General features: G+C 65.4%; 1 protein-coding gene. It reads left to right on the top strand.

Features of this window, described 5'->3' with window-relative positions; all coding sequences use genetic code 11:
* A partial coding sequence (locus tag EOA29_RS42010) for a hypothetical protein (protein ID WP_210213243.1) occupies positions 1–445 on the top strand: 445 nt, incomplete at both ends.

A 445-nucleotide genomic window follows, 5' to 3' on the forward strand; every position in this document is an offset into this window, starting at 1 on the left:
GGCTCCGAGCAGACCGGCGTCTTGGTGCAGACCATCGACAACCCCGGCAGCGGCGGCACCGACAGCGGCAACGACTTCACCAACTTCGTCGCCTTCTCGATCTCCGGCACCAAGTACGAGGACCTGACCGGCGACGGCAAGAGCGGGGACGACACCGCCTGGTCGCATGATCCGGTGACGATCTTCATCGATGACGACAACAGCGGCGACCTGAGCGCCGGCGACCGCACGACGACGACCGATGCTTCCGGCAACTGGTCGATCGGCGGGCTGACGCTGGCCGATGTCGGCAAGAACATCTACGAGGTTGTGCCCGGCGGCTCCGAGCAGACCGGCGTCTTGGTGCAGACCATCGACAACCCCGGCAGCGGCGGCACCGACAGCGGCAACGACTTCACCAACTTCGTCGCCTTCTCGATCTCCGGCACCAAGTACGAGGACCTGA

Origin of the sequence: Mesorhizobium sp. M1E.F.Ca.ET.063.01.1.1 (genome assembly GCF_003998155.1) — a bacterium.
GTDB lineage: Bacteria > Pseudomonadota > Alphaproteobacteria > Rhizobiales > Rhizobiaceae > Mesorhizobium.